This window comes from Burkholderia diffusa, assembly GCF_902499115.1.
Taxonomy (GTDB): Bacteria; Pseudomonadota; Gammaproteobacteria; order Burkholderiales; family Burkholderiaceae; genus Burkholderia; species Burkholderia diffusa.
Genome location: NZ_CABVPN010000081.1, coordinates 1 through 715 on the forward strand (window position 1 = coordinate 1; position 715 = coordinate 715).

Sequence of the window (715 nt, forward strand, 5' to 3'; positions counted from 1 at the left end):
ACGGAAGCGTGCGACTACATCATGCAGGCCAGATCCGGCTTCGATTGGATCGCTATAGGCCGGATAGATAAACGCGAGTCGTCTATCGCTACCAGTCTGCGCTTGCGGTTTGCGGGTGGACCATAGAGAAATCCATGCTCCAGATTTCGTTGATCGCGGTCACGATGTGCTTGGGCTGTCTCAGCCGAGCCCGTTTGTTACGTCGCGGCCGCTTGTGCCGCAGTGACAGGCCCTCCGCACGATACAACCCGTAGACGCGCTTGCAATTGTCTCGCCAGCCTTCCCGTTGCAGGATCATGTGAACGCGCCGATACCCGTAGTGCACGCGCATAGCGGTGATCTCCTTGATACGCACGAGCAGCGCCGATGAATCACGCGCAACCGACTGATACCGATACAGCGAGCGAGACATGCTAAACAACGCGCAGGTCTTGGTCAGACTCGTTCGATTGCGATCACGCAATTTATCGATAACGCTCGCCTTGCAAAGCCGGGGCGGACCATACATTTTTTGCGAGTAGGTCCATGCCCTTGTCCAGGCTCAGATCCGCCACGAGCCGCTTCAGCTTCGCGTTCTCCTCTTCGAGCTCGCGCAAGCGGCGCAACTCAGAAGGCCCCAACCCTCCGAATTTCTTCTTCCAGTTAATGGTATGGACTGCTCCGGCAGGCGTATCGTAACTGCTGACGTTACCGTTCATAGGAGTATCGTCATGGA

General features: G+C 56.6%; 2 pseudogenes. Both read right to left on the reverse strand.

Going from position 1 to position 715, the window contains the following annotated elements:
• Window positions 1-127 precede the first annotated feature (127 nt).
• Window positions 128-436 (reverse strand): annotated as a pseudogene (locus tag BTE28158_RS33170) (IS3 family transposase); the annotation flags it as partial.
• Between the two features lie 72 nt (window positions 437-508).
• Window positions 509-644: pseudogene (locus BTE28158_RS33175) on the reverse strand (transposase); the annotation flags it as partial.
• Window positions 645-715: the final 71 nt, after the last annotated feature.